Consider the following 26,024-nt stretch of genomic DNA (forward strand, 5'->3'; position numbering starts at 1 on the left):
GACGATCATCTCGTTAGATCTCATCCGATTCGATCGGCAGTGGATTCGTGGTCGTTCGACCACCGGGGCCAACCGTCGACTGATCCGATGGCGACGGACGTCGATCAGTCGGATATTGGGACAACGATCGGTCCGGCAGTGGACGACGACCGGTCGGACGCCCGGGTCGGCGAACCCGCATACGCGTGCTCGCGGCCGGCACACGGCGCTATGGCGCCGTTCCGAGACTGTCGGCACAACTAATATATAGTATGACCGTGAAGGATTTACTCGGATGAGCTCCGATCAAACCGCACGACAGTTGGCTCACGATCCAGATTGGATCCCCCACTGGTACGATCCGGACGGCGACAGCGCCCCGATAACCGACGGCGAGGGCGCGCGCATCATCGACGACGAGGGCGAGTCGTACCTCGATTTCATCGCCTCGCTCTACTGCGTCAACGCCGGCCACGACAACCAGGCGATCATCGACGCGGTCAAAGAGCAACTCGACCACATTCCGTACGTCTCCTCGGGCAAGGAGAACGACACGCGGACGGAGCTTGCCCGCCGGCTGGCGGAGGTCTCCCCGGACCCGCTCACCGACGTCGTCTTCTCGGTGTCGGGCAGCGAGGCGAACGAGCTGGCCGTCCAGTACGCCCGCGAGTACCGCGACGCCCCGAAGGTCCTGACCCGGTGGCAGTCCTACCACGGCAGCACCTACGGGACCGCCGCTCTGACCGCCGACCCGAGCACGCGAAACACCGTCAGCTCCCACGCCGCCGTGACCGGCTCGGGCAAGTTCCTGCCGCCCCTCCCGTCGGTCTTCGACGCCGAGGGCGAGGAGCTCGCCGAGCAGGCGGCCAACCACGTCGAGTACGTCATCCGCAACGAGGGCCCCGACTCCGTGGCCGCGATCCTGATGGAGCCGGTGGCCGGCTCCAGCGGCGCCTACCCAGCCCCGGAGGGGTACTTCGAGCGTCTGCGGGAGATCTGTGATGAATACGGGATCCTGCTCATCGCCGACGAGGTGATCGCGGGATTCGGTCGCTGCGGGGAGATGTTCGCGATGCAGGACGAGGGCGTCGACCCGGACATGATCTCGTTCGCGAAGGGCGTCACGAGCGCGTACGTCCCCCTCGCCGGCGTCCTGATGCGCAAGGAGATCGCCGACGAGATCCGCGAGGACGGCACCGAGGTCGGACAGACCTTCGCGGGGCACCCGCTTGGCTGTGCCGCCGGGCTCGCGGCGATCGACGAGTACGAGAGCCACCTCATCGAGAACGGCCGGGAGATGGGTGCGCTGTTGGAGGACGGCCTCCACGACCTCGTCGAGCGGTACGACGAGATCTCGCACGTCCACGGCAAGGGGCTCCTGTGGGGCATCGTGGTCGAGAACCCCGAGACCGGCGAGGAGTTCGCGAACTCCTGGGTCGACGACGGCGACGTCGACAACCCCGTCAGCGAGATCGTCGGCGAGGCAAAGGACCGCGGCGTCCTCGTCGGGCTCGGTCGTCCCGACTACCAGATCACCCTCTCCCCGCCGCTGTGCATCGACGAGGACGACGTCCAGGAGGCGCTCGACGCGCTCGACGAGTCGTTCGCGGCCGTCTTCGAATAGTTCGGTCGCCGCCGTCTTCGCACAGTCGGCCGCCGTCTTCGCACAGTCGGCCGCCGTCTTCGCGCAGTTCGGTCGACTCGACCTCGTTTTCCCGCTACGATTCGCAGTACGCGGCGAAGTTCTCCAGCACCCGCGTAGCGTTACACTCCGCGAAGGTGTGGTCGCCGTCCTCCCAGTCGCTTGGCCGGTCACGCACGCGCTCGGTGAACTCCGGGTGGAACTGCACCGTCCAGATCGGCGCGTCGGTGTGCCGGGTGCAGAAGTAGTCGTTGTACTCGGTCTCGGCGATCGGCTCCATCCCCTCGCCGGGCTCGACGACGAGGTCGGAGTGGAGGACGGGAACGATCGGGTTCACGCCCTCCAGGATCGGATCGTCCGCGTCGAGCGTGCGCATCTCGACGAAGGTCGCCCGACGGCGGTCCTCGACCACGTCGCCGCCGAGCGCGTAGTTGACAAGCTGGTGGCCGAAACAGACGCCCAGAAGCGGGATCGATTCCTCGAGACAGCGCCGCACCAGGTCCATCTGCGTCTCGAACCACGGGTAGCCGTCCTCGTAGACGCTCGCGGTGCTGCCGCTCACGATCACGCCGTCGAACGCCGAGAGCGGGGGCGTCTCGGGGTCCTCGGCGTAGACGTGGTACTCGCTGTCGGGGGTGAACTCGGCGATCTCCGGGCCGAGATACCGATACTCCGGGTTCACTTCGTCGTCGAGGACGAGGATCATCGACCGAACCTCTCATCCGGAGAAAGATAAATTATTGTACCTCGACCGCAACCCACATCCAGACGGTGGCACATACGCAATGAGACAAGCGACCACACAGTTAGCGATCCGCCAGGGGCTCGTCAGTCAGGGACCGATCCGCAGGGGGGCGATGGCCGAATGAGCGAGGCGGCCGACCGGATGGTCGAGACGATCGAGGATCCGGCGATCGACCACGTCTTCGTCGAGTTCGCCGACGTCAACGGGATCTCCCGGTCGAAGCAGCTCACCGCGGACGCCTTCCTCGAGAAGTGGGCGGACGGATTCGCGATGAACCTCGTGCTGCTGGCCCAGACGCCGCGCAACCACGTCCCGGAGGGATCCGGACTCGGCGCGGAGATCGGACACGCCGACGGCACCGTCCATCCGATCCCGGAGACGACGATGCGGCTCCCTTGGCGCGAGAACGCCGTCCGGGTCCTGTGTCGGTTCTTCCACGAGGACGAGCGGCTGGCGTGCTCGCCCCGGGCGGTCCTCGAGTCGGTGCTTGCGGCCAACGACTTCGGGTTCGACTTCTATGCTGGCAGCGAGCTCGAGTTCTACCTCCTCGAGGAGGGCCCGGATGGCGAGTACCTCCCCGCGACGGACGACAACCACGAGTGCGTCTCGTGGGCCACCGAGGAGGTCGCCGACTTCTACGACCGGCTCGTCGAGTGGGCCGGCGGGTACGGGATCGACCTCACCGCGCTCCACCACGAGCACGGGGCCGGCCAGCTCGAGGTGCTGTTCGACTACGGCCGCCCGCTCGAGCAGGCGGACACGACCTTCGATTTCAAGCGGCTCGTCAAGCAGGTCGGCCGCAGCTTCGACCAGTGGCCGACGTTCATGGCCAAGCCCTTCGCCGACCGGTCCGGAAGCGGCTACCACCTCCACGTGAGCGCGTTCGACGACGAAAAGAACGTTTTCGCGGCCGTCGCGGATGACTCCGACGGAACCCTCTCCGAGCGCGGTCGACACTTCGTCGGTGGGCTGATGGAACACGCCGACGCGCTGGCCGCGCTCGGCACGCCGAGCATCAACGGATTCAAACGGTTCGAACCGAACTCGTTCGCGCCCTACACCGCCTCCTGGGGGTACGACAACCGGATGACCGCGGTTCGCGTTCCGCCGGGGGTCATTCGTCCCGAAACCCGGATCGCCAGCGCCGACGCCAACCCCTACCTCGTCATCGCGGGGACCATCGCCGCCGGCCTCGACGGGCTCCGACGCGAACTGGAGCCGCCGGCGCCGACCGAGGGCGATCCGACCGGCGACCGGCCGGATCTCCCGCGCTCGCCCGAACTCGCCCTGCGCGCGCTCGAGACCGACGACGCGATGGTCGATCTGCTCGGCGAGGACGTCGTTCGCGTCTATGCGGCCTCCAAACGGCGCGAACTGCAGGCGTTCCGGGACCACGTCACCGACTGGGAGCGCGACCAGTACGTGAAGACGGTCTAGGGGTCCCGCCGGGGACACGGGGAAACATTCAGTATGGTTCCATCTGTTGGAACGCATAGAGAAGACTCATGACGGATGCAGCCACCTTGTTAGAGCCATTTGTCGTACGCCCCCCGACCATGGATGAGCGGCGGGCGGCACGGATCGCCGAACGCGAGTTCGGCAAGCCGGGAACCGCGACCGAACTCGGCGGCGAGCGGGATCAGAACTTTCGGATCGACGTCGCCGACGGCGAGGCGTACGTCCTGAAGATATCCAGCCCGGCCGATGACGAAGCATCGCTCGATCTGCAGACGGAGGCGCTGCGTCACATCCAACGGGCCGATCCCGACCTCCCGGTGATGGAACCGGTGCCGACGACCGATGGATCGCTATGGACGACGATCGAGGACGACGAGACGTATCACGTGCGGCTGTTCACCCACGTTCCGGGCCGACCCGTCCCGGGGCAGGACCTCGACGCGGAGGCGCTCTTCGAATACGGGGCGGTCGTGGCACGGCTCGGAAAAGCACTCCGCGGTTTCTTCCATCCCGACGCCGATTACGACGTCCTGTGGGATCTGCGGCACGTCCCCGAGCTTCGGTCGCTGCTCGACAGCGTCACCGACGCCGAGCGACGCGAGCTGGCCGAACGCATCCTCGACCGGTTCGAGAACCGGGTGGAACCGGGCTTCGAGTCGCTCCGTGCGCAGGTGATCCACAACGACCTCACGCTCGATAACGTCCTGCTTGACGACTCCGACCGCGTCAGCGGCGTCGTGGATTTCGGCGACCTCACCCACACGGCCCTCGTGAGTGACCTGGTGATGGCGGTGGCGAGCGTGATGTACCGGCGCGACGACCCGATCGAGGCGGCCCAGGACGTGATCCGGGGATACGTCAGCGTCACGCCCCTCGAGGACGAGGAGGCGGAACTGCTGGCGGATCTGGTTGCCGCACGACATCTCACCTGGGGCGTCACCGTCGCGTGGCGGCTCGAGGAACATCCCGAGAAGACGGACGCCCACAGCGTCGCCGGCGTCGACGACGGGTGGAACCTCCTGCAGTCGCTCGATGAACGGGGGCTTGACGTCGTCAATCATCGCCTCCGAACCGCCGCAACGTCCGGCGCCCTTCCGTATTCCCGGACCGGCACGTCGGAAGTACTGTCTCGGCGACGGGCGGTGCTCGGATCGTCGCCGCTCTCGTACGACGATCCCGTTCACTTCGTCGACGGCGATGGGGTGTGGTTGTACGACCCGACCGGCCGACGCTACCTCGACGCGTACAACAACGTCCAGGTCGTCGGGCACGCGAACCCGGCGGTCGCGGACGCCATCGCGGGACAGGCACACACGCTCGCCACCAACACGCGGTACCTCCACGAAGCGCCGGTGGAGCTGGCCGAACGGATCCTGGCGACGATGCCCGACGAGCTGGACCGCGTCCTGTTCGTCAACTCCGGCAGCGAGGCGACGGATATCGCGTGGCGACTGGCCACCGCCGCGACCGGAAACGAGGGCGCGATCGTCTCGGAGAACGCGTATCACGGCATCACGGAGGCGATGACCGCACAGTCCCCGACGATCTGGCCCGAGGGGATGGATCCGGACCACGTCGAGACGGTCACCCCACCGATCGACGACGCACACCACGGGGACCGACCGGCCGCGGATCCGGTCCAGGGGATGACCGAATCGCTGGCCGCCCTCGAGAAACGGGGAACGGGGACCGCGGCGTGGATGTTCGATCCGCTGTTCACGAGCGACGGCATCCACTCCCCCGACGAGGCGCGAGCGGGATCGATGGCCGAGCGCGTCCGCGAGGCGGGCGGACTCGTCATCGCGGACGAGGTGCAGGCCGGGTTCGGCCGCTCCGGGGATGCCCTCTGGGGCTTCCGGAACGCGGACGTCGTTCCCGACGTCGTCACGCTCGGCAAGCCGATGGGCAACGGACATCCCGTCGCCGCCGTCGTGACGCGGTCGGACGTCGCCTCGGCCCTGTACGACGGGACCGGCTTTTTCAGCACGTTCGGCGGGAATCCCGTGTCCTGTGCGGCCGCGCTGGCGGTGCTGGACGAGATCGAGAGGCGCGACCTGCTGCCGCACGTCGTCGACGTCGGCACCTACCTGCGGGACGGACTCGCGGAACTGGCCGCGGAACACGAACGCATCGGTGACGTTCGTCAGCAGGGACTGATGGTCGGCGTCGAGCTCGTCACGGACCACGAAACCCGGGAGCCGGCATCGAGCGAGGCGACCGCGGTCGTCAACGGACTGCGTCAGCGCCGGGTGCTCATCGGGTCGACCGGCGCGGACGGGAACGTGCTGAAGATCCGGCCGCCGCTGGTGTTCGAACGGACACACGCGGACCGGCTCCTTGCGGCGTTGGACGACGTCCTCTCGGAGCTATCACGTCACGACTGAAAGCGAATCGGTTCGACCACGCCAACCGGAGTGTACGTGTGAGCAGGCTCCGTGTAAGTCGGCTTTGCGTGAGCAGGCTCCGTGTAAGTCGGCTTTGCGTGAGCAGGCTCCGTGTGGACTGGCCGCGTTCACGCACCGTGTTGGAAAACCGTCGACCGCGTCGCCGAAGCGAACGGCGTTCGAACCGGGAGCGCCCCTACCGCTGGCGGAGCAGTTCGCTGATGACGATGAGCGAGATGCTGAACAGCAGCACCATCGCGCTGATCGCGTTGATCACCGGGTCGGTCCCGTGTTGGACCTTCGACCAGATGTAGATCGGGAGCGTGTTCTCGACGCCGCTGGTAAAGAAGGCGATCAGGAAGTCGTCGAAGGAAAGCGTGAACGCGAACAGTGCCCCGCTGATGATCCCGGGCATCAGGATGGGCAGGGTCACCCGGCGATAGGTCTGCCACTTGCTGGCGCCCAGGTCGCGGGCTGCCTCCTCGAGCTCGGGATCGAACCCGCGCAGGCGCGCGCTCACGGTAATGAGGACGAACGGGGTCACGAAGACGAGCTGGCCGAGCATCACGGTGCGAAGCGACGTGTTGAACCCGATCATGTTGAACCAGAGCAGCAACGCGATCCCGAGGATGAGCCCGGGAATCGTCATCGGCGCGATGACGAGCGCGCGGAACAGCCCCTTCCGCCGGAAGCTGCCGCGGACCAGAGCGATCGCCCCGAGCGTGCCGAGGATCGTCGCACCGGTGGTGACGAACGCGCCCACGTAGAGGCTGTTGAGCGTTGATTGGATGAGCCGGTCGTCGTTGACCATCTGGACGTACCACTGCATCGTGAACCCGTCCCACGGGAAGCCGGAGAAGGTCCCCTGCTCGAAGGAGAAGAGGATCAGGACGGCGATCGGCGCGTAGAGGAATCCGAAGACGAGCACGGCCCAGACCGGCATCCAGTATCCCCCAACGGCGTTCAGCAGGGTGTCGATCGGTGACTGGCCCGAGGACTCTTCGGCGGCGGTCCCGTCGGACGTCGCGGCGTCGACGCTCATTTCAGAACATCTCCTCCACGTCGGTGTAGCCCATCAGTCCCCAGAGGACGCCGCCGACTACAAGCATCAGGACGCTGCCGAGGGCTGCCCCGAGCGGCCAGTCGCTCCCGATACCGAAGGCGTACGCGATCCGGGTTCCAACGAACAGCTCTCCCCCGCCGATCATCGCTGGCACGATGTACGCACCCATGCTGAAGATGAACACGAAGATGATTCCGCCGACCAACCCGGGGATCGAGAGCGGGAGAACGATCCGCTTGAACACCTCGCGGCGACTCGCTCCCAGGTCATAGGCGGCCTCGATCAGCGATTCGTCGAGCTTCTCGAGGCTCGTGTACAGCGGGAGGATCATGAAGGGCAACCAGAGGTAGGTCAGCCCGAGCCAGATCGAGAACTTGGTGTTGAGGAGCCAGCCGATCGGCTCGTTGATGATCCCGATCCAGACCAGCAGCCCGTTGAGCACGCCTTCGGTGCCGAGAATGATCTGCCAGCCGTACACGCGCACGATGTAGTTCGTCCAGAAGGGGATCATCACGAGCACGAGCAGGACGTTCTTGTACTGCCCGCCGAACCGGGCGATGTAGTAGGCGAACGGATACGCGACGACGATCGCCGTCGCGGTCGTCACCAGCGCGATCAGCGTCGTGTTGACGAACGCCACCCGGTTGGCGGATCTCGTGAACACCGCGGTGTAGTTACTGAGGCTGAAGTCCAACGTTAACGCGAGGCTTTCCATTCCGGTCGTGGCGATGTAGAACATGATCACCACGGGGGCCAGGAAGAAGAGGACCTCGAGGATCAGGATCGGCCCGCCGGTCACGAGAAAGCTGTTCGACTCGCGGACGCGATCGAGTATGGTTCGAAGTATGGTATCTGTTCTACTGTGAGTCTCCACCATACTCCCCTTTGATCGAACTCTATCCAATATATCTTCCGATCGCGAAACCGCGCTCGCGGACGAACCGGCGCCGAAACGGCGGATCGCCGTCCGGGGAACGATGATATCGAACTAAAATCCAAGAAAGTGCCACTGAGTTGGACGCGATGGGATAATACCTGCTCAATGATGAACGATTAGGAAAGATTTATGTATGAGAGCACGACATGCTACTGTAGACCTCACGATGACTTCCCACACACCCGAATCGAGCGATACGTCCGGAACGGGACGGTCGATGGCCTCTCGCCGTCGGTTCGTCCAGGCGGCCGGCGCGGTCGGTACCGCGGCGGTGGCCGGCTGTCTCGGCGGCGGCGGCACGACCGAACTGAACGTCCTCACCTGGGAGGGCTACGGCACGGACGCGATCGTTGACGCGTTCGAGTCGGAGCACGACGCGACGGTCAACATCAGCCTCCTCTCGAGCGACCCCGAGGGGCTGAACATCCTCGAGAGCGGCGGAACGGAGGATTACGACCTGCTCACGCTCAACAACACGTGGGCGGCCCGCCACGCGGAGGCGGGGACGATCGAACCGCTTTCGCCGGACGATTTCCCGGCGATGGATAACTTCCTGAGCGAGTTCCAGTGGCCGTTCAGCTCCTTCGAGTACGACGACGAGATGTACGCGCTCCCGACCCGGTGGGGGTGGGACACGCTCACCGTCAACACGAACCAGGTCGAGGAAGGCCACTACGACTCCTACGAGGTCCTCTGGACGGGCGGTCCGGACGGACAGTACTCGAACCGGATGGGGATCATGGACTGGCCGACCTGGAACATCCCCAAGATCGCCCAGACGCTCGGGTACCCGCCGTTCGAGCAGACCGACGAGCAGCTGGACGACGTCTTCGACCACCTGGTGCAGATGTTCAACCAGTTCACCGCGATCTACAGCGGGACCAGCGCCATCCGGCAGGCGTTCCTCCAGGAGGACATCGTCATCTCGCCGGTCGGGAACTTCACGATGTCTGAGCTGCGCGCGGAGGGGAACGACTGGGTCAACGTCGTCCTGCCCGAGCAGGGCGGGATGCAGTGGACGGAGGGGATGTGTCTGGTGAAGGACCCCTCGGATCGCGAGCTCGCGATCGAGTTTATGAACACGGTCATCTCACCGGAGGGCCAGCGAAGCATCGCCTGGGAGCCCGCGGCGAAGAGCCCGCCGGTCAACACGGAGTCGTTCGACCTCTTCAGCGCCGACGAGCAGGAGGCGCTGATGTTCACCGACGAGGGCTTCGCCGCCGCCGAGGAGATCGCCAACCGAACCACGCCCTACGAGTTCTCCCCCATGACCGATCAGTGGACGGATATGTGGGAGGAAGCGAAGGCCGAAAGCAGCATCTAGACGCCCGCAGCAGCCTTCAACACCCCGGCGTTCATTACCCGGGAGATCATTATGAGCACCAAAATGGATACACACGACCCCGAGGAATCGGCCGACACGGACCACGACGAGGCGACGGACCGGGACGGGGGGACGGCCCTGGCCACGAACCGCGCCGCCGCGACGTCGACGCGGGGCACCGTGCAGCTGGACGCGCTCAGAAAGGAGTTCGACGACGTCGTCGCGGTCGACGGCGTGAACCTCGAGATCGAAGCCGGGGAGTTCCTCACGCTGTTGGGGCCCTCCGGGTGCGGGAAGTCGACCACGTTGCGGATGATAAGCGGCCTCGAGACCCCGACCGACGGGACGGTGTCGATAAGCGGCGAGGACGTGACGAACCTGCCAGCCAACGCGCGCAACACCAGTATGGTGTTCCAGGAGTGGGCGCTGTTCCCCCATATGACCGTCGAGGAGAACATCTCCTTCGGCCTCGAGATGGACGGCGTTCCCGAGGACGAGCGCGAGACGCGCGTCACGGAGGCGCTGGAGATGGTCGAGCTGCCGGGCTATCACGAGCGCCCGGCAACGGAGCTGTCGGGCGGCCAGAAACAGCGCGTCGCGATGGCACGCGCGATCGTCCGTGAACCAGACGTTCTCCTGCTCGACGAGCCGCTGGCGAGCCTCGACCGGAAGCTGCGTCAGCACATGCAGGTCGAGCTCAAGGAGATCCAGGAGCAGCTGGGGATCACGTTCATCTACGTGACCCACGACCAGGAGGAGGCGCTGACGATGTCCGACCGGATCGCGGTGATGAACGACGGGCGGATCGAGCAGGTCGGCCCGACCGACTCGCTGTATAAGTCGCCGGAGACGCAGTTCGTCGCCACGTTCATCGGCGAGACGAACCTGTTCGAGGGGACGATCGACGGCGGCGGCACCGCCCTCGAGACCGACGACGGACCGAACGTCGCCATCGGCGAGTATCCCGACCACGCGGGCCGCTCCGTCGGGGTCTCGATCCGACCCGAGGAGGTCGTCCTCACGCCGCCCGGCGAGAGCCGCGGCTACGCCAACGAGTGGGCCGGCACCGTCACCGACGCCATTTATAAGGGGTCGCTGAAGGTGTATCAGGTCGACGTCGACGGCCACGCCTTCCAGGTCGAGCGGCAGGTCAACGAGGAGGTCGACGAGTTCGAGGCCGGCGACGACGTCACGGTGAGCTTCCCGGTCGGCGCCTGTGAAGTGATCCTCGAGTAGGGGCGATCGGCCGGTCCTTTTTAAATAGTGTGCCAATAGTGTGCCGATCGAAGCGGCCGAACGGGTCGCCGTCAGCGGCCGAACGGGTCGCCGTCAGCGGCCGATCGCTTCGACGTCCGGATACGTCTCGGCCCATGGATTCCGGCGTTCGGCGGCCGCGCTGGCGGCCAGGATCGTTTCCTCGTCGAACCGTGACCCCACGAGCTGGGCGCCGATCGGGAGCCCCGACTCGGAGAGTCCGGCCGGCACCGACGCGGCGGGATGGCCGCTGAGGTTCATCGGCCAGGTGAGCAGCCAGTCGATGTACGGGTCGATCGGCTGCCCGTCGATCGTCTCGGGCCCCATCGTTCCGGCCTCGAAGGGCGGACACGCCAGCGTCGGGGTGAGAAGCAGGTCGTACTCGTCGAGGACGTCCTGCAGCCCGTCGTACACCGTGGTTCGAACGACGTCGGCCTGTTTGAACGCGACCGCGTCGTGGGCGTAGCCGTTCTCGAGGCGGTCGGCGAACGTGGGGGTGAGCTCCTCACGGTGGTCGCCGAGGAGGTCGATACCCTGCCGACGCCGGATGCTCTCCGCCATCGAGGCCAACGTCGATTCGAAGAGCGTGATCTCCGCGCCGCGCATCGTTGCAAGCGAGACGTCGAAGTCGGGATCGACTCGGTCGACGGTGGCACCGCCCGATCGGAGCACGTCGGCGAAGTCGTCGACCGTTTCGGTCACCTCGGGTTCGGTCTCGAAGACCCCCAAGTCGGGGCTATACGCGACCGACAGGTCGTCGATCGGGCGACGCGTCGCGGCCACATAGTCCGCCCCCTCGTCGGAGACGCTGATCGGGTCCCGCGGGTGCATTCCGGCGATGACGTCGAGCAGGAGCGCGCTGTCGCCGACGGTTCGGGTGAGCCCGCCGAGGGACATGAACGGGGCTGCCGAGACGAGGGCATCGGGCCGTGACGCTTCCGGAACGAGACCAGTGGTGGGTTTGAGGCCGTAGACGCCACACGCGCTCGCGGGGATCCGGATCGATCCGGCGGCGTCGGACCCGAGCGCGATCGGGACCGTCCCGGCGGCGACGGCGGCGGCGCTTCCTCCGGACGACCCGCCGGCCGTACGGGTCGGATCGAAGGGGTTTCCGGTCGTTCCGAACAGCGGGTTGGAGGTGTCACCGAGGTGGCCGAACTCCGGGGAGTTCGTCGACCCGACGACGATCGCACCGGCGTCCTGCAGGCGCCGGACGATGACGGACGTCGTCTCGGGAACGGCGTCCTCGAAGACCGCCGAGCCGTACGTGCACGGCAGTCCCTCGATGAACGAGTCGAGGTCCTTGAGCGCGATCGGGACGCCGTGGAGCCGGCCGAGCGGGTCGCCCGTTTCGACGGCTTCGGTCGCCGCGGCGGCCTCCTCGCGCGCCTCCTCCTCGCGGAGCTGGACGAAGGCGTTGATCGCGTCGTTCGTCGCCGCGATGCGGTCGTAGGCGGCGTCGACGGCCGCGGCCGGCGTGACCTCGCCGTCCTCGATCGCGGCCGCGAGCCGCCGGGCGGAGCGTGGCGTCGGCTCGGTCGTGGGGTCGGTAGCGTCGGTCATATCCTCGTCCGTGGCGTTGGTGTCGGTCATCGTGTCGATGGTGTCGATGTCGGTAGCGTGGATGTCGGTAGCGTCTCTCTCATCTCGTGACGATCGCCTCTCACGACGTCGGCATCGGAACCGGATTCAGTCGTCCTCCGCCGGCGCGATCGGGTCGTACCGGTCGAGAACCTGCTGTCGACTCTCGAGGTCGAGCGATTCGCCGTCGTACTCGGCCACCTCGGCGAACAGCTCGTCGACGTACTCCACGTCGGTGCCGACGTACGCGCCGATCACGTAGATGGCGACGTTCAGCGGCAGGCCGATGATCGCACCGGTGAAGCCGGCCAACTCGGCGATCGGGCCGCCGACGCTCGGCGCGAGCAGGAAGTTGATCCCGTAGGTGGTGGTGAGTCCGACGACGATCCCGGCCAGCGCCGCGGTCGCGTTTCCGCGCTTCCAGATGAGCCCGAGCGCGATCGGCGGGAACAGGTGGACGATTCCCTCGTAGGTCCAGATGGCGATCCGGGCCAAAAGCGGCAGGTCGAGCGTCGCCAGGTAGTAGGCCACGAGGACCCACGCCACGATGACCACCCGGGAGACGTTGACCGCCTTCCCGGTCGAGATGTCGGGTTTGAGCTCCTTGACGACGTTCCAGGAGACGACCACGCCCATCGTGGCGAGCTGGGAGTCGATGCTCGACATCCCGGCGGCCAGTACGATGATGCCGACGCCCGCGAGCAGTAGGGGACCGCCGGCGGCCTCGGCCATCACGAAGAACGCGCTTTGGCCGGCTTCCGCGGCCTCGGGAACGAGCCCGACGCCAAGCCCGAGCACGAGCACCATGAAGGAGGTGACGGTGACGAGGATCGGCGCGCCGACCGCGACCTTCTTGACCTCCGTGACGTCCTTCGCGAGGAAGATCCGATTGAAGATCTCGAGCCAGGCGTACCCGCCGATCGTCCCGGTGAGGATGATCGACGCCCAGTAGCCCGTCGATCCCTGGACGGTGAGCAGCTCGGACTGTTGGGTCGCGACCTGATCGAGCAGCGGGCCGAAGCCGCCGAAGAGGGCGTTCGAGATCCACACCAGCGCGATGAAGACGATCACCGTCGAGATGATCCCCTGCACGAAGTCGGTGACGACGACGCTGCGCATCCCCGAGAACACGATGTATCCGAGGACGACCGCGGTGATGATCCCCATCCCGACGTCGAAGGAGATGGTCCCGTTCGTCGCCTCGTACATCAACATTCCGAAGGTCTTGATCGAAAGGACCTGCCAGGGCGCGCCGATGACGATCGCGCCGATCGCGACGAGGACGGCCAGCGTCGGGGAATCGAACCGGAGGCGGATGAAGTCCGGCATGTTGTAGAGGTCGTGGAGCTTGCCCCACTTCCAGATCCGCGGCGCGATCGCGTAGTAGACCACCAGTCCGGCGATCGTGTACAGGACGATGTAGAAGGCGATGGCGCCGCTTGTGCCCGCCATCGCGAACCAACTCGTGTAGAAGCTCGCGATGATCCACGTCGCGAGGACGGTGAACAGCATCATCCACCACGGGTACGAGCGTCCGGCGACGGCGTACTCCTCCATCGTCTGGTCCCGGAGGCGGCCGTACACGAGCACGACCGCCGCCAGAAGTCCCAGGTACGCGAACAACAGGATGGCCGGAAGGACGTCCGAGATCGCCATCAGACGAGCTCACCCCGCTTGGCTTCGACCCAGTACAGTGTCGCGAGGCCGAGCGCGATCAACACGCTCACCAGGAACACCCAGAACAGCACGAACGAGAGGCCGAACACGAACGGTTCCATCCGGTTGAAGAAGCTGAAGAACGGCGGCATCACGGTCGCGAACAGGACGACGAAATACACCCCGAAGGCGAATACCACGGTTCGACGATCGAGGCTCGTGATGAATCCGGTTATCGGTCCGTTCGACGTGTTGCGTGTCGTTGACATGCTTCGAAACGTCCGATCCGAAAGCAGGGTTATAAATCTATTTGGTAATTGAACAGGATTCGAACTGAGCGGATAGAGCGACTCACAGACCGAACACTTCGAACGATATACAGATCGTAGCTCACAGTTCCGGCCGTCCGGAGCCGGCGACTCCCGACACAACCGATGTCAGATGCTGGAACAGTTTCCAGTCGTCGGAGACCGGTCGATGAAGGTTTATTACCATTGACTCACGACCTATGGGTATGCTCCACAACCGCGGTCCGCTACTCACGATCGACGTCGGAGACAGGGAGACCTCAGAGGAGGACATCGCCGAGATCAACGAACGGTACATCGGGGGGCGGGGCGTCGGGACCCGGCTCGCGCACGAGCGGATCCCGTTCGACGCCGACCCCCTGGGTCCGGAAAACCGGCTCGTGTTCACGACGGGGCCGATGCAGTCGTCGACGATGAGCTTCACCGGGCGGATGAACGTCACCGGCGTCTCGCCGCTGACCGACGGTCTGCTCTCGAGCAACGCCGGCGGCTTCATGTCCCGCAACTTCGCCGACACGGGATACAGCGCGGTCGAAATCACCGGCGAGAGCGACGAGCTGATCGCCGTTCACGTCCGCGACGACGGGATCGAGTTCGAGGCCGTCCCCGAGCTGGCCGGCGAGACGGTCGGCGACACCGTCGCCCATCTCGAGGCGGAACGCGGCATCACCGCCGACCAGACCGCCATCATCGGCCCGGCCGGCGAGAACGGGGTCCGGTTCGCCTCCATCATGACCTCCGAGGAGCGCGCGTTCGGCCGCGGCGGGCTCGGGGCGGTCCTCGGGGCGAAGAACGTCAAGGCGATCACCTTCGAGGGCGACTCGGCGCCCGAGATCGAGATCCCCGCCACCCAGATGGAGGTCCACCGCGAGGCCGCCACCGACGACAACATCATGAAGCGGCAGGGGACGGTGGCCGTGATGGACCTGGCCAACGCGATGGAGGGGCTCCCCTCCTACTACTTCTCCGAGCGCGAGTTCGCGGGCGTCGAGGGGATCAACGGCTCGGCCGTCGAGGAGAAGAAGTACAAGAAGGGCACCTGTTCACAGTGTGCCTTCGCGTGCAAGCTTCCGACGCGGGACGAGGAGCGCGGGGTCGAGACCGAGGGTCCCGAATTTGAGGTCGCGATGGCGTTCGGATCGAACTCCGGCGTCGACGACATCGTCGACGTGATGCAGTCGAACGAGCTGTGTGACCAGTACGGCCTCGACGCGATCTCCGCCGGCAACACCGTCGCTGCCTACCTCGCCAGCGAGGACGAGTTCGGGAACGTCGACCTCATCCACGAGACCGTCGAGAAGATCGCCCGCCGTGAGGGCGTCGGCGACCTCCTCGCGGAGGGCATCGCGAGGTGCCACGACGAGCTCGGGGTCGGGAACTGGTCGGTCAAGGGAATGGACTTCGCGGCCCACGAGGGACGCGTCCTCCACGGACAGGGGCTCTCGTACGCCGTTTCCAACCGCGGCGCGGACCACATGTACGCGACCTTCTACTCCGTCGAGTATCCCCTCGTTCCCGAGGAGGACGCCCTCGATCCCGAGGGAACGCTCGGCAAGGCCGACCGCCTGGTCGAGCGCGAGAACATGATGGCGCTCAACGACGCGGGCGTCGTCTGCAAGTTCTCCCGGGACTACATGAGCCCCGACCGCTACGAGGCGCTCTTCGGCGCGGACTTCGAGGACCTCCTCGCGGTCGGCGGCCGGATCGTCACCCTCGAGCGCCACTTCAACAACCAGCGCGGCGTCGACCGCGAGGACGACACGCTCCCGTACGACCTGCCGGACCTCGAGGAGGCCCTCGGGGAGTACTACGACGCCCGCGGCTGGGAGGACGGCGTCGTTCCCGACTCGGCCGTGCCGGCCTGACGCGGCGCCTCCGAATTCCTACGTCTCCTCGGCGACGCCGCACCAGTCCATCGCCGTGAGCGCGATCGCCTGTGCGGTCTCGACGAGCGAGTCGATCTCGACGTGTTCGTCGGCGCCGTGTGCGTTCGCCCCGCGCGGGCCGAGCGAGATCGCCGGGACGTCGTAGTAGAGCTGGTAGAACCGCTCATCGAGGCCGCCGAGCCCGCCGACGTACTCGGTCGTTCCGCCGGTGACCGCCTCGGCATGGTCGGTCGCCAGTCGAACGATCGCCTCCTCCGTGTCGACCTCGTGCGGGTCGGCGTTCCAGCCGAACCACTCGATCTCGGGCGGGTGCTCGCTGAGCCAGGGATCCTCGTCGGCGACCGCGGACACCGTCTCGACGATCTCGGCGCGAACCTCCTCGCTCGTCTCGCCGGGCGGCCAGCCGACGCGGCCGGTGAGGACCGCCTCGCCGGGGACCTTCGAGATCCAGTCGCCCGCCTCCATCACGCTGACGCTCAGGTTGGTCACGCTCCCCTCCGCCCGGGGGTCCTGGTTGACCGCCGGCTGGTACTCGGTCCGCTCCCGGCGCCGTTCGTCCAGGGCCTCGAGAGCCTGATAGACGCGAGTCGCGTGGCCGAGCGCGTTCTCGCCGGCGTACTTGAACGCGGTGTGTGCCGCCTCGCCGGGAACCGTAACCCGGAAGTAGGAGACGCCGGCGCCGGCGATCCCCACGTTGGGGATCCCGAACGGTTCGGCGATGATCGCGGCGTCGGGGCGGTACCCGCGCTCGAGCGCCGACAGCACCCCGCCGGTGCCGCCGGACTCCTCCTCGATCGTCGTCTGGAGGTGCAGGTCGCCCTCGAGGTCGACGTCGAGCTCCTCCAGGACCTCGAACGCGTGAACGAACGCCGCGATCCCGCCCTTCATGTCCAGGGTACCCCGTCCATAGACCCGCCCGTCCGCCACGGTCGTCTCCCAGGGGTCGTACTCCCAGTCGGCGACCGGGTTCGGGTTGACGACGTCGACGTGGCCGCTCAGCGTCAGCGAGCGTCCGTCGCCGCGTCCCTCCCGGGTCGCGACGAGGTTCTCGCGCCCCTCGTAGCCGTACTCCTCGTAGGAGACCGTCTCGAAGAAGCCCGGGTGATCGCGCAACCGCTCGATCGACGGCTCCCACGTGTCGATCTCGAGGTCGTGGTCGGCCAGACGGTCACGGATGACGGCCTGTGCCGGTCCTTCGCGCCCCGACACCGACTCCGCCGCCACGAGTTCCCCCAGAAAATCGAGCAGTCTATCCTGCGTTTCGGCTATCCGTTCGCGAACCTCCGTGTGCATACGATCGCCGTCCGTGTCGCGTGGGCATATACCTTGGTGCATCGGGACACGCAACCGGAACCGCTCGTCAGTTTCCACTCGCGTTCGATCACGGTCGGCCGCAGCGTTCGGTTCAGCTGCGCTCGGTTCGGGGACGGTCGGTTCGAGGACGGTCGGTTCGGGGACGGTCGGTTCGGGGACGGTCGGTTCGGTCGTCGGAATCGATTCGGCTGCCGGGATCTCGATGACCGAGGCTATCCGCTCCTCGTCTCCGATCCACATTTCCTTTCCGTCTGTCGTTCATATAAATTATATAAAGTAAACGTTTATCTCTACGCCGTGTTTTATATCGGACGATGTCCAAGGACTTTCCGCTTCCGGACGACTTGCCGGTTCCGGAGGACGACGGTGCGGCCGACCATCTGCCGGGAATGACCGTGCCCGACGTCTCGCTTCCGGCGACCGACGACGCGACGGTCGCCCTTCGTGAACTGCCTCCCCGAACGGTCATCTACGTCTATCCGCTGACCGGACGGCCGGACGAGGACGTGATCCCGGAGGGATGGGAGGACGTCCCGGGTGCCCGCGGCTGTACGCCTGAGTCACGCGGGTTTCGCAGCCATTACGACGAGCTCCGGGAGGCCGGCGTTGGCGACGTGTTCGGACTGTCGACGCAGTCGACCGCGTACCAGCGCGAGGCCCGCGACCGGCTCCATCTTCCCTTCGAGCTGCTGAGCGATGCCGACCGGGAGCTTGCGGACGCCCTCGACCTCCCGACGTTCACCATCGCAGGGGACGACTATCTGAAGCGATTGACGATGGTCGTCACCGATGGCCGCATCGAACACGTCTTCTATCCGATCTTCCCGCCGGACGAACACGCGGACGAGGTGCTGGAGTGGGCCGCAAGCGACTCCCGGTAACTGCTCCGATCGTCGCCGAACGGACGCCCGATCACCGGCGAGCCCTTCCTCACGCTCGCCGTCGTTCCGTGGACGCGTTCGATCTGCCCGCCGAGTAGTCGCCGTCCACCCATCCCTCATCGTCTTTCGAAACTGACCGGTATGTGAATTCATATGAATAACTATGATAGATTATGTCCCGCAACCGATCCGTCGCACGATACGGTCCGAGCGCGACCGGTCATCCGGCGAACGGTACCTCGACAGATATTGGTGATTCAAGGCCATATATCGTCATCCGTGACGGGTTCGTTCATCTCCTGCGGGCCGTTCATCCGAACCATCTCAGCGTTCGATCGGGAGTCGCTCCACTTCTCGACGATGTTATCATATTTTTATACTATATTAAAATAGGAGACGTTCTGCCGATGGAGGCGGAGTACGGACGACCGCATCGTGCCGAACGGCGACCCGTCTGCTTCCGCCCGCTCGGGACGAACGGCGCGCCCGGACGGTCCGAACCGGCCGGGTCGACGGGTCCGGATTTCGACAGCGTTTATGACCTATGTTCACTACTGGCGCCCATGGACGGGATAACCTTCGGCACCGGCGGTTGGCGGGCGGCGGGAGACGAGTTCACGGACGAGCGCGTACGGGCGGTTGGGCAGGCCGTCGCGACGTATCTCCGGGAGACCGAATCGGATTCGGGCGGCACGGTCGCGGTGGGCTACGACGCCCGAGCCACCTCGGAGGACGCCGCCGAGAGCCTCGCGGACGTCCTGTCGGGCAACGGGTTCGATGTGCTTCTCACTGACCGGGACCGCCCGACGCCGGTGCTCGCGTACGCCGTCGCCGACCGCGGTCTCGACGGCGGGGTGATGGTGACCGCCTCACACAACCCGCCGGAGTACAACGGCGTGAAGTTCATCCCGTCGGACGCGAACTCCGCGATGCCGGCGGTCACCGAGGCCATCGAGGCGCGCCTCGAGCCGCCGCGCAGCCTCCCGAAGGCGGATCACGGCTCGGTCGAGCGGTTCGACCCCGTTTCGGCCCACGCCACCCACGCGAGGGACCTCGTCGCCGACTACCTCGATATCGATCTCTCGGGGTTGACGGTGGTGTACGACGCGATCCACGGCAGCGGGCGCGGGGTCACGGACGCGCTGCTGGAGGACGCGGGGGCGACCGTGATCCGCCGGCGGTGTGACCGGGACCCGACCTTCGGCGGCCAGGCACCGGAGCCGGGCCCGGAGACGCTCGCGGGCCTCCCCGAGGCGGTGGCCGACCACGACGCCGACCTCGGGATCGCCAACGACGGCGACGCCGACCGGATCTCGATCTGCACGCCCGAACGGGGCGTGCTGAACGGCCACCTCCTCTTTGCGGGGGTCTTCGACGCGCTGCTCGAGGACGCGGGAGCGAGGGGGCCGGCGGTCCGCACCGTCTCGACGACGTTCCTGATCGACCGGATCGCCGCGGCCCACGACGTCGCCGTCCACGAGGTGCCCGTCGGGTTCAAGTGGGTCGCCGACGGGATGGTCGCCCACGACGGGCTCTTCGGCGGCGAGGAGTCCGGCGGGTACACGGTCCGGGGCCACATCGGCACGAAGGACGGCGTGCTGATCGCCCTCCTCGCCGCTGCTGCGGCCGCCGCGGAGCCCTTCGACGACCGGATCGACCGTCTCTTCGAGACCCACGGCCGGATCTACGCGGACAAGCGGAGCGTGGCGTGTGAGGAGGCGGCGAAACCCCGGCTCGTCGAGGCGCTCGAGGCCGACGTTCCCGACCTGATCGCGGGCGAGCCGGTCGCCGAGACCGTCACCGTCGACGGGTTCAAGTTCCTGCTCGATGACGGCTCGTGGATCCTCCTCCGCCCGAGCGGAACCGAGCCGAAGATCCGCGTGTACGCGGAGACCACCGATCCGGACCGGCTCGAGCCGCTCCTCGAGGCCGGCAGCGACCTGGTCGCCGCCAGGCTCGGCGGGACGAAAGAGGACTGATCGGACCCGGCGGGGCGGGCGCGGACTGACCGAACGCACGTCCCGCGGGGCCGACCGAACGCGATATTCCGAGGCGTCGACCGAACGCGACGGGACGCTCCCCGCCGGTCGGCTCCCGAAACATCCTTATAGGTCGTGTTAGTATCACGTTCTATGGCTGCGGCTCTCACGGTAGACGGTGTCATGAAGCGGTTCGGGGACGTGGTCGCCTGCGACGACGTGTCCTTCGAGCTGGAACGGGGGGAGTTCTTCTCGCTGCTCGGCCCGAGCGGCAGCGGCAAGACCACGACGCTCCGGATCGTCTCGGGGTTCGAGACGCAGAACGACGGCACCGTCCACATCGACGGCCAGGTCGTCAACGACGTGCCGCCGAACGAGCGGGACGTCAACCTGGTCTTCCAGGAGCTCGCGCTGTTCTCGCACCTGACGGTCCGTGAGAACCTGGCGTTCGGATTGAAACGCGACGGCGTCGACGCGGAGACGATCGACGCCCGCGTCGCCGAGTACCTCGAACTGGTCGACCTCGAGGGGTACGAGGACCGCGACGTCCGGGACATGTCCGGCGGCCAGCAGCAGCGCGTCGCGCTCGCCCGCGCGCTCATCAAGGAGCCGCCGATCGTGCTGCTCGACGAGCCGCTGGCGAGCCTCGACCGAAAGCTTCGCAAGGAGCTGCGGGTCGAGCTGGCCCGGATCCAGTCGGAGACCGGGGTCACGTTCTTTTACGTCACACACGACCAGGAGAGCGCGATGAGCATGTCGGACCGGCTCGCGATCATGCGCGACGGGACGATCCAGCAGATCGGAACGCCGGAGGAGGTGTACGACGAGCCGGCCAATCCGTTCGTCGCCGACTTCATCGGTGACGCGAACGTTTTCTCCGGCCGGATCGGCGTCGAGGACGGGGTCGCGACCCTCACGGACGGCGACCTCTCGGTTCCGCTTCCGGGCGTCGACGCGGTCGGCAAGGCGACCGTCGTCGTTCGTCCCGAACAGGTCCGCCTGCGCGGGCCGGACGCGGACGGCCTCCCGGTTCGGATCACGAACAAGGAGTACCACGGCTCCTACACGCAATACATCGCGGCGACCGCGGACGACCGTCAGATCCAGATCGAGTCCACCGGGACCGACTTCGAAATCGACGACGAGGCGTCGGTGACGGTCGCGGACGCACGGGTGTTTCAGTGACTCGTGAATCGGCGCCCGGACACGTTCCGGTGGTCGTCCAGACCCAAATCGAACGGACTCGATCGCGAACGAGAAGCCACCGATAAGTGGGACTGGGTTTTCCATACCGATGATGGACTTCGTGGGCGTCGACCTCGGGGCAAGCAACGTTCGTGCGGCCGTCGGGGATCGGACCGGCGAAATCCACGCCACTGCACGTGCACGAACGCCGGCCGGTCCGACCGGCGAGGCGGTCACCGACGCGGTTCTGGAAGTCGCCACGGCGGCGTGTGCGGCCGCCGACGTCGATCCGACCGACGTGGCGGGCGCCGGCGTCGCATCGATGGGGCGACTCGACCTCGCGGTCGGCGCGGTCGCGAGCGCGCCGAACGTCGACGCGGACGTGGGGCCGATCCAGCTCGTCGGTCCGCTCGCGTCGCTGCTCGATCTCGACCGGGACGCCGTCACCCTGCGCAGCGACACGCAGGCGGGCGCGGTCGGGGAGCGGTTCCACGCCCACCCGGACGTCGCGAATCTGGTCTACCTGACCATCTCCTCGGGAATCGGTGCGGGCGTGATCGCTGACGGCGAGCCCCTCTCGGGACGGGACGCCAACGCCGGCGAGGTCGGCCATATTACGATCGCCCCCGAGGGCGTGATGACCTGCGGCTGCGGCCGCGAGGGGCACTGGGAGGCGTACTGTTCGGGGAACAACGTTCCCCGGTTCGCCCGGGCGCTACACGAGCGCGACCCCGTCGACACGGCGGTCCCGATCGCGGACGAGGGGTTCGACGCGGCGGACGTCTACGCACACGCGGGCACGGACGCGTTCGCGGACCGCGTCCTCGAGCGCGTGACGGCGCTGAACGTCCGCGGGGTCGCGGCCGTCGTTCACGCGTACGCGCCGCAGGTCCTCGTGCTCGGCGGCGCGGTGGCGACCAACAACCCCGAGACCGTCGTGGACCCGATTCGCCGGCGCCTTCCCGGGGAGCTCGTGGTCGATATGCCCGAGGTCGCGCTCGCGGAGCTCGGCGACGACGCCGCCCTCGCAGGCGCGCTCGCGCTGGCGATTCCGGAATCGGAACCGTCGTGATCCCCGATGCGGGACGGCCGTGATCCCCGATGCGGGACGGCCGTGACCTCGAAACTGACGGCCGGTGAACGACCGGCTCGCGCCGGCCTCAGAACCGCTTGCCCTCAGAACCGCTCGCCGCCGCTGCTGTAGAACCAATCGTCGGGATAGGGGTACCACCACTCCTGCAGCGACGGGTTCCAGTCGATGACTCCCATCTTCGTCCGGCGGAACGCGTTCAGGCCCTCGCTGCCGAGCTCCCGGCCGATCCCGGAGTGCTTCCACCCGCCGAAGGGGATCGCGTCGTTGTCGATCATCGGGTTGTTGACCCAGACCATTCCCGCCTCGAGTTCCTCGTAGGAGCGCATCGCCTCCTCGAGGTCGGTGGTGAACACCGAGGCGCCGAGGCCGAACTCGGTGTCGTTCGCGAGCTCGAGCGCCTCCTCGAACGAGGAGACCGAGCAGATCGGCGCCACCGGACCGAACGTCTCCGCCTTCATGACCTCCATCTCCGGCGTCACGTCGGTCAGCACGGTCGGCTCGTAGAACCAGCCGACGTCCCGGTCCGGCGGGACGCGCCCGCCGTGTTCGACGGTGGCGCCGGCCTCGACCGCCGACCGGACCTGCCGGTCGACCTCGTCACGGGCGCGCTCGTCGACCAGTGGGCCGATCTCGGCGTCCTCCAGGCCGTTGCCGATCCGGAGACCGCTCGCCATCTCGACGAGCCCGTCGACGAACTCGTCGTGAACGGCCTCGTGGACGAAGAACCGCTCGGAGGAGGTGCAGACCTGCCCGGAGAGGTGAAACGCCGCGGTCGCGGAGCCGGCGATCGCGACCTCCATCGGGGCGTGCTCGGAGACGATCATCGGGTCGTTCCCGCCCGCCTCGATGACGCTCGGCTTGATCCCCTCGGCGGCCGCCGCATTCACCTTCCGGCCGGTCTCGACGCCGCCGGTGAAGGCGATCGCGTCGGTGTCGGCCGACCGGATCAGCGACTGGGCGGTCTCTCCGTCGCCGGTGACACACGAGACCAGCCCCGCGGGAAGCTCGCTGAAGTGACGCATGAATCGCAGCGTCGACAGCGGCGTCCGCTCCGAGGGCTTGACGATCGCGGCGTTGCCGGCCGCCAGCGAGGCTGCGACCGTCCAGGCCGTCAGCAGGACCGGGAAGTTCGAGGGGACGATGTGGACGCTGACGCCGTAGGGGAAATACCGGTGAAACTGGAACGACTCCGGCTGCGTGGTGCCCGGGATCGACCCCTGGTCGTCGCGCGCCAGCTCGGCGTAATAGCGGAAGACCGGACCGACGTTGGCGATCTCGCCCTCCGCCTCCGGGTACGGCTTCCCGTGTTCCCGCGTCATCAGTTTCGCGTCCGTCTCGTGGTCGGCCGATTCGATCGCGTCGGCGACGTCGTGGAGCGCGGCGGCCCGGGTCGTCTGGTCCGTCCGTTCCCAGTCGGCCTGCGCCCGGACGGCACGGTCGACCACCGACTCGACCTCCGCCGGGTCACAGACGGCGATCTCGCCGACCGGCTCCTCGGTGGCGGGATCGATCACGTCCAGGCTGCCGTCCGACCGGCTCTCGCGGAACTCGTTTTCGCGAAAGACCTGCCGGCCGAAGGGGTCGAACCCGGTCATCGGATCATATACACCTTCCGAACCGTCTCCTCGACGCGACAGGTGCCGCTCCAGCCGGCCGGGAACAGGACCGTGGTCCCGGGTTCGATATCGATCACGGTGCCGTCCTCGTGGGTGTACGTCGCCCGCCCCTCGAGGAAATAACAGAACTCGTCGCGGTCGACCTTGCACCGCCACGTGCCGGGGGTGCAGGTCCACACGCCGCTTTCGGAGCGACCGTCCGGGCCCTTGTGGATGACCGTGCCGGCGGTGCGCGACTCGCCCTCGATCGGCTCGTCGACGACGCCCCAGTCATCGAGATCCGCGTCCGCGAGGGCGGCCGGATCCTGGAGGACGCTCGCGGACGGCGCCCCGCCGTCAGCCACCGCCGACGCCTCGTCGTCAGCCGTTCCCGCCGCCGACGCCTCGTCGTCAGCCGTTCCCGCCGCCACGTCGTCGTCAGCCATGGGTCTCCAGGACGTCCTCGAGCAGCGTCGCTGCCTTCTTCCGGCCGTCGCTGGACTGCATGTCCTCGGCGGTACGGTCAACGTTCTCCCGGATCGTCTCGTCGGTGAGACACGTCCCGATCGCTCCCGCGAGCTCGTCGTCGGTCCAGTCCGACCGATGCAGCTTGATCCCGTGGTCGGTCTCGTCGACGCGCGTGGCGTTGTCGTGGCCGTCCCAGACGTACGGCATCACGATCGCCGGCGTTCCGTAGTAGAGACACTCGTTGAACGTGTTGTTGCCGCCGTGGTGGATCACCACGTCGGCCCGTTCGATGACCGTCTGCTGGGGGAACCAGCTCTCGATCGCCACGTTGCCGGGGACCTCGACGTCGTCGTAGGCGTCCTCGTAGTCGCCGACGTTGACGAGACAGCGGTACTCCTGCGTCCCGAGGAACTCGATCAGCCGCTTCATCAGGTCCGTGTCGCCGGCGCCGAGGCTGCCGAAGCTGAGGTACAGCAAGGGTGCATCGTCGTCGGCTTCGAGATCCGGGACCTCGTAGGACTCGTTCTCCTCGCGGATGCACCCGTTGAGGTACGCAAAGCGGTCCGGATCGAGCTCGTTCCAGCGGTCCCAGCGGAGCCGCTCGGGGTACTTCAGGAGGTTCAGGTACGGCGACGTCTCGTAGAACAGTCCCCGCGGGTACGGGTCCTCGCCGTGATCGGCCAGGAACTCGTTGAACCGCTCGTGGACGTCCCCGATGACCTCCTCGTAGCGCTGTTGGAACTCGTGGTAGTGCTCGACGTCGTCCGCGCGGGCGCCGGACAGGTGCGGCGGAATGTTCGGGTCGGGGATCTCGTTCTCCGAACACGACGTGATCCGGACCCAGGGGACGCCGTACTGCTTGGTGGAGGGGAAGAGGATCACGTTGTCGACCACGATCAGGTCCGGATCGATCTCCTCGAGGACCTCGGGAAGCTCCGTCTCGGCCCACTCCGCGGAGGCCACGATCGCCTCGTAGGTCTCCTCGACGTAGTTGTCGAGCTGGTCGATCGGGGCCTTGTCGAAGTTCGGGATGTGGGTGTTGATGAACTCCTCCCACCCCGCGTCGGCGTCCGGGTCGGACATCGGCACGTAGTGCTCCTCGAAGCCGTACTCCTCGAAGACGCCCTCCATGCTCGGGTCGCAGATGAACACCGGCTCGTGGCCGCGCTCGCGACACACTTGAGCGATCCCGACCGAGTTGAGCGCTGGACCGTACGCCGCCTCCGTGAAGAAGGCGATCGTGGCGCCGTCGCTCATCGGCCACCTCCCCGTTCGGATACGGCCGTGGAATC

At 66.8% G+C, this 26,024-nt stretch carries 20 protein-coding genes; 10 read left to right on the forward strand and 10 right to left on the reverse strand.

Going from position 1 to position 26,024, the window contains the following annotated elements; translation table 11 throughout:
* The first annotated feature begins 274 nt into the window (after positions 1–274).
* Positions 275–1,603, forward strand: a complete 1,329-nt coding sequence (locus CPZ00_RS12405; protein WP_096391159.1) for an aminotransferase family protein — start codon at positions 275–277, stop codon at positions 1,601–1,603.
* 94 nt (positions 1,604–1,697) lie between these two features.
* On the opposite strand, the gene CPZ00_RS12410 is transcribed toward CPZ00_RS12405, so the two are convergent.
* Entirely contained in the window at positions 1,698–2,327 is a 630-nt protein-coding gene (locus tag CPZ00_RS12410) for a type 1 glutamine amidotransferase (RefSeq protein WP_096391160.1), read from the reverse strand.
* A 159-nt stretch (positions 2,328–2,486) separates the two neighbouring features.
* Here CPZ00_RS12410 and CPZ00_RS12415 point away from each other — a divergent pair, with 159 nt between their 5' ends.
* Both CPZ00_RS12415 and CPZ00_RS12420 read left to right on the forward strand, forming a co-directional pair.
* Positions 2,487–3,803, forward strand: coding sequence for a glutamine synthetase family protein (locus tag CPZ00_RS12415; RefSeq protein WP_096391161.1), 1,317 nt, complete (start codon positions 2,487–2,489; stop codon positions 3,801–3,803).
* Between the two features lie 119 nt (positions 3,804–3,922).
* Positions 3,923–6,208 (forward strand): aminotransferase class III-fold pyridoxal phosphate-dependent enzyme, encoded by a 2,286-nt coding sequence (locus CPZ00_RS12420; protein WP_199243358.1) that lies wholly within the window; start codon positions 3,923–3,925, stop codon positions 6,206–6,208.
* A gap of 196 nt (positions 6,209–6,404) precedes the next feature.
* On the opposite strand, the gene CPZ00_RS12425 is transcribed toward CPZ00_RS12420, so the two are convergent.
* The gene (locus CPZ00_RS12425) at positions 6,405–7,250 is read right to left on the reverse strand and encodes an ABC transporter permease (RefSeq protein WP_096391163.1); all 846 of its coding nucleotides are present in this window, start codon (positions 7,248–7,250) and stop codon (positions 6,405–6,407) included.
* A gap of 1 nt (position 7,251) precedes the next feature.
* Positions 7,252–8,148 carry an ABC transporter permease gene (locus tag CPZ00_RS12430; protein ID WP_096391164.1) on the reverse strand — a complete coding sequence of 299 codons (897 nt, stop codon included), beginning with the start codon at positions 8,146–8,148 and terminating at the stop codon, positions 7,252–7,254.
* Between the two features lie 277 nt (positions 8,149–8,425).
* Between CPZ00_RS12430 and CPZ00_RS12435 the strand changes: the two genes are divergently transcribed.
* A complete protein-coding gene (locus tag CPZ00_RS12435) occupies positions 8,426–9,532 on the forward strand; it encodes an ABC transporter substrate-binding protein (protein WP_157744239.1) in 1,107 nt (368 codons plus the stop codon).
* 51 nt (positions 9,533–9,583) lie between these two features.
* Positions 9,584–10,768 carry an ABC transporter ATP-binding protein gene (locus CPZ00_RS12440; RefSeq protein ID WP_233255088.1) on the forward strand — a complete coding sequence of 395 codons (1,185 nt, stop codon included), beginning with the start codon at positions 9,584–9,586 and terminating at the stop codon, positions 10,766–10,768.
* A 93-nt stretch (positions 10,769–10,861) separates the two neighbouring features.
* Here the strand turns inward: CPZ00_RS12440 and CPZ00_RS12445 are convergent, their stop codons facing one another.
* The 3 genes from CPZ00_RS12445 to CPZ00_RS12455 form a co-directional block, all read right to left on the reverse strand.
* Positions 10,862–12,349 (reverse strand): amidase, encoded by a 1,488-nt coding sequence (locus CPZ00_RS12445; protein WP_096391721.1) that lies wholly within the window; start codon positions 12,347–12,349, stop codon positions 10,862–10,864.
* Between the two features lie 126 nt (positions 12,350–12,475).
* The gene (locus CPZ00_RS12450) at positions 12,476–14,023 is read right to left on the reverse strand and encodes a sodium:solute symporter family protein (protein ID WP_096391167.1); all 1,548 of its coding nucleotides are present in this window, start codon (positions 14,021–14,023) and stop codon (positions 12,476–12,478) included.
* Positions 14,023–14,292 carry a hypothetical protein gene (locus tag CPZ00_RS12455; protein WP_096391168.1) on the reverse strand — a complete coding sequence of 90 codons (270 nt, stop codon included), beginning with the start codon at positions 14,290–14,292 and terminating at the stop codon, positions 14,023–14,025. The genes CPZ00_RS12450 and CPZ00_RS12455 overlap by 1 nt, the downstream gene beginning before the upstream one ends.
* Positions 14,293–14,537: 245 nt before the next feature.
* Here CPZ00_RS12455 and CPZ00_RS12460 point away from each other — a divergent pair, with 245 nt between their 5' ends.
* Complete coding sequence (locus CPZ00_RS12460; RefSeq protein WP_096391722.1) at positions 14,538–16,196, forward strand: aldehyde ferredoxin oxidoreductase family protein; 1,659 nt, start codon at positions 14,538–14,540, stop codon at positions 16,194–16,196.
* A gap of 18 nt (positions 16,197–16,214) precedes the next feature.
* Here CPZ00_RS12460 and CPZ00_RS12465 read toward each other — a convergent pair whose 3' ends face one another.
* Positions 16,215–17,510, reverse strand: a complete 1,296-nt coding sequence (locus CPZ00_RS12465; protein WP_096391169.1) for an ArgE/DapE family deacylase — start codon at positions 17,508–17,510, stop codon at positions 16,215–16,217.
* Between the two features lie 335 nt (positions 17,511–17,845).
* Between CPZ00_RS12465 and CPZ00_RS12470 the strand changes: the two genes are divergently transcribed.
* The 4 genes from CPZ00_RS12470 to CPZ00_RS12485 all read left to right on the forward strand — a co-directional run bounded on the left by CPZ00_RS12470 (position 17,846) and on the right by CPZ00_RS12485 (position 22,648).
* Positions 17,846–18,412, forward strand: a complete 567-nt coding sequence (locus CPZ00_RS12470) for a peroxiredoxin (RefSeq protein ID WP_096391170.1) — start codon at positions 17,846–17,848, stop codon at positions 18,410–18,412.
* 563 nt (positions 18,413–18,975) lie between these two features.
* A complete protein-coding gene (locus CPZ00_RS12475; RefSeq protein WP_096391171.1) occupies positions 18,976–20,391 on the forward strand; it encodes a phosphohexomutase domain-containing protein in 1,416 nt (471 codons plus the stop codon).
* Between the two features lie 153 nt (positions 20,392–20,544).
* Positions 20,545–21,576 (forward strand): ABC transporter ATP-binding protein, encoded by a 1,032-nt coding sequence (locus CPZ00_RS12480; RefSeq protein WP_096391172.1) that lies wholly within the window; start codon positions 20,545–20,547, stop codon positions 21,574–21,576.
* A gap of 109 nt (positions 21,577–21,685) precedes the next feature.
* Entirely contained in the window at positions 21,686–22,648 is a 963-nt protein-coding gene (locus CPZ00_RS12485; protein ID WP_096391173.1) for an ROK family protein, read from the forward strand.
* 104 nt (positions 22,649–22,752) lie between these two features.
* On the opposite strand, the gene CPZ00_RS12490 is transcribed toward CPZ00_RS12485, so the two are convergent.
* From CPZ00_RS12490 to CPZ00_RS12500, 3 genes are read right to left on the reverse strand one after another with little or no spacing between them, the layout of a single operon-like run.
* On the reverse strand, positions 22,753–24,264 hold the full coding sequence (locus tag CPZ00_RS12490) for an aldehyde dehydrogenase family protein (protein WP_096391174.1): 1,512 nt from the start codon (positions 24,262–24,264) through the stop codon (positions 22,753–22,755).
* A complete protein-coding gene (locus CPZ00_RS12495; RefSeq protein ID WP_096391175.1) occupies positions 24,261–24,710 on the reverse strand; it encodes a cupin domain-containing protein in 450 nt (149 codons plus the stop codon). The genes CPZ00_RS12490 and CPZ00_RS12495 overlap by 4 nt, the downstream gene beginning before the upstream one ends.
* A complete protein-coding gene (locus tag CPZ00_RS12500; protein ID WP_096391176.1) occupies positions 24,703–25,989 on the reverse strand; it encodes a glycosyltransferase in 1,287 nt (428 codons plus the stop codon). The genes CPZ00_RS12495 and CPZ00_RS12500 overlap by 8 nt, the downstream gene beginning before the upstream one ends.
* Positions 25,990–26,024: the final 35 nt, after the last annotated feature.

Origin of the sequence: Halopenitus persicus, from assembly GCF_002355635.1 — an archaeon.
Taxonomy (GTDB): domain Archaea; phylum Halobacteriota; class Halobacteria; order Halobacteriales; family Haloferacaceae; genus Halopenitus; species Halopenitus persicus_A.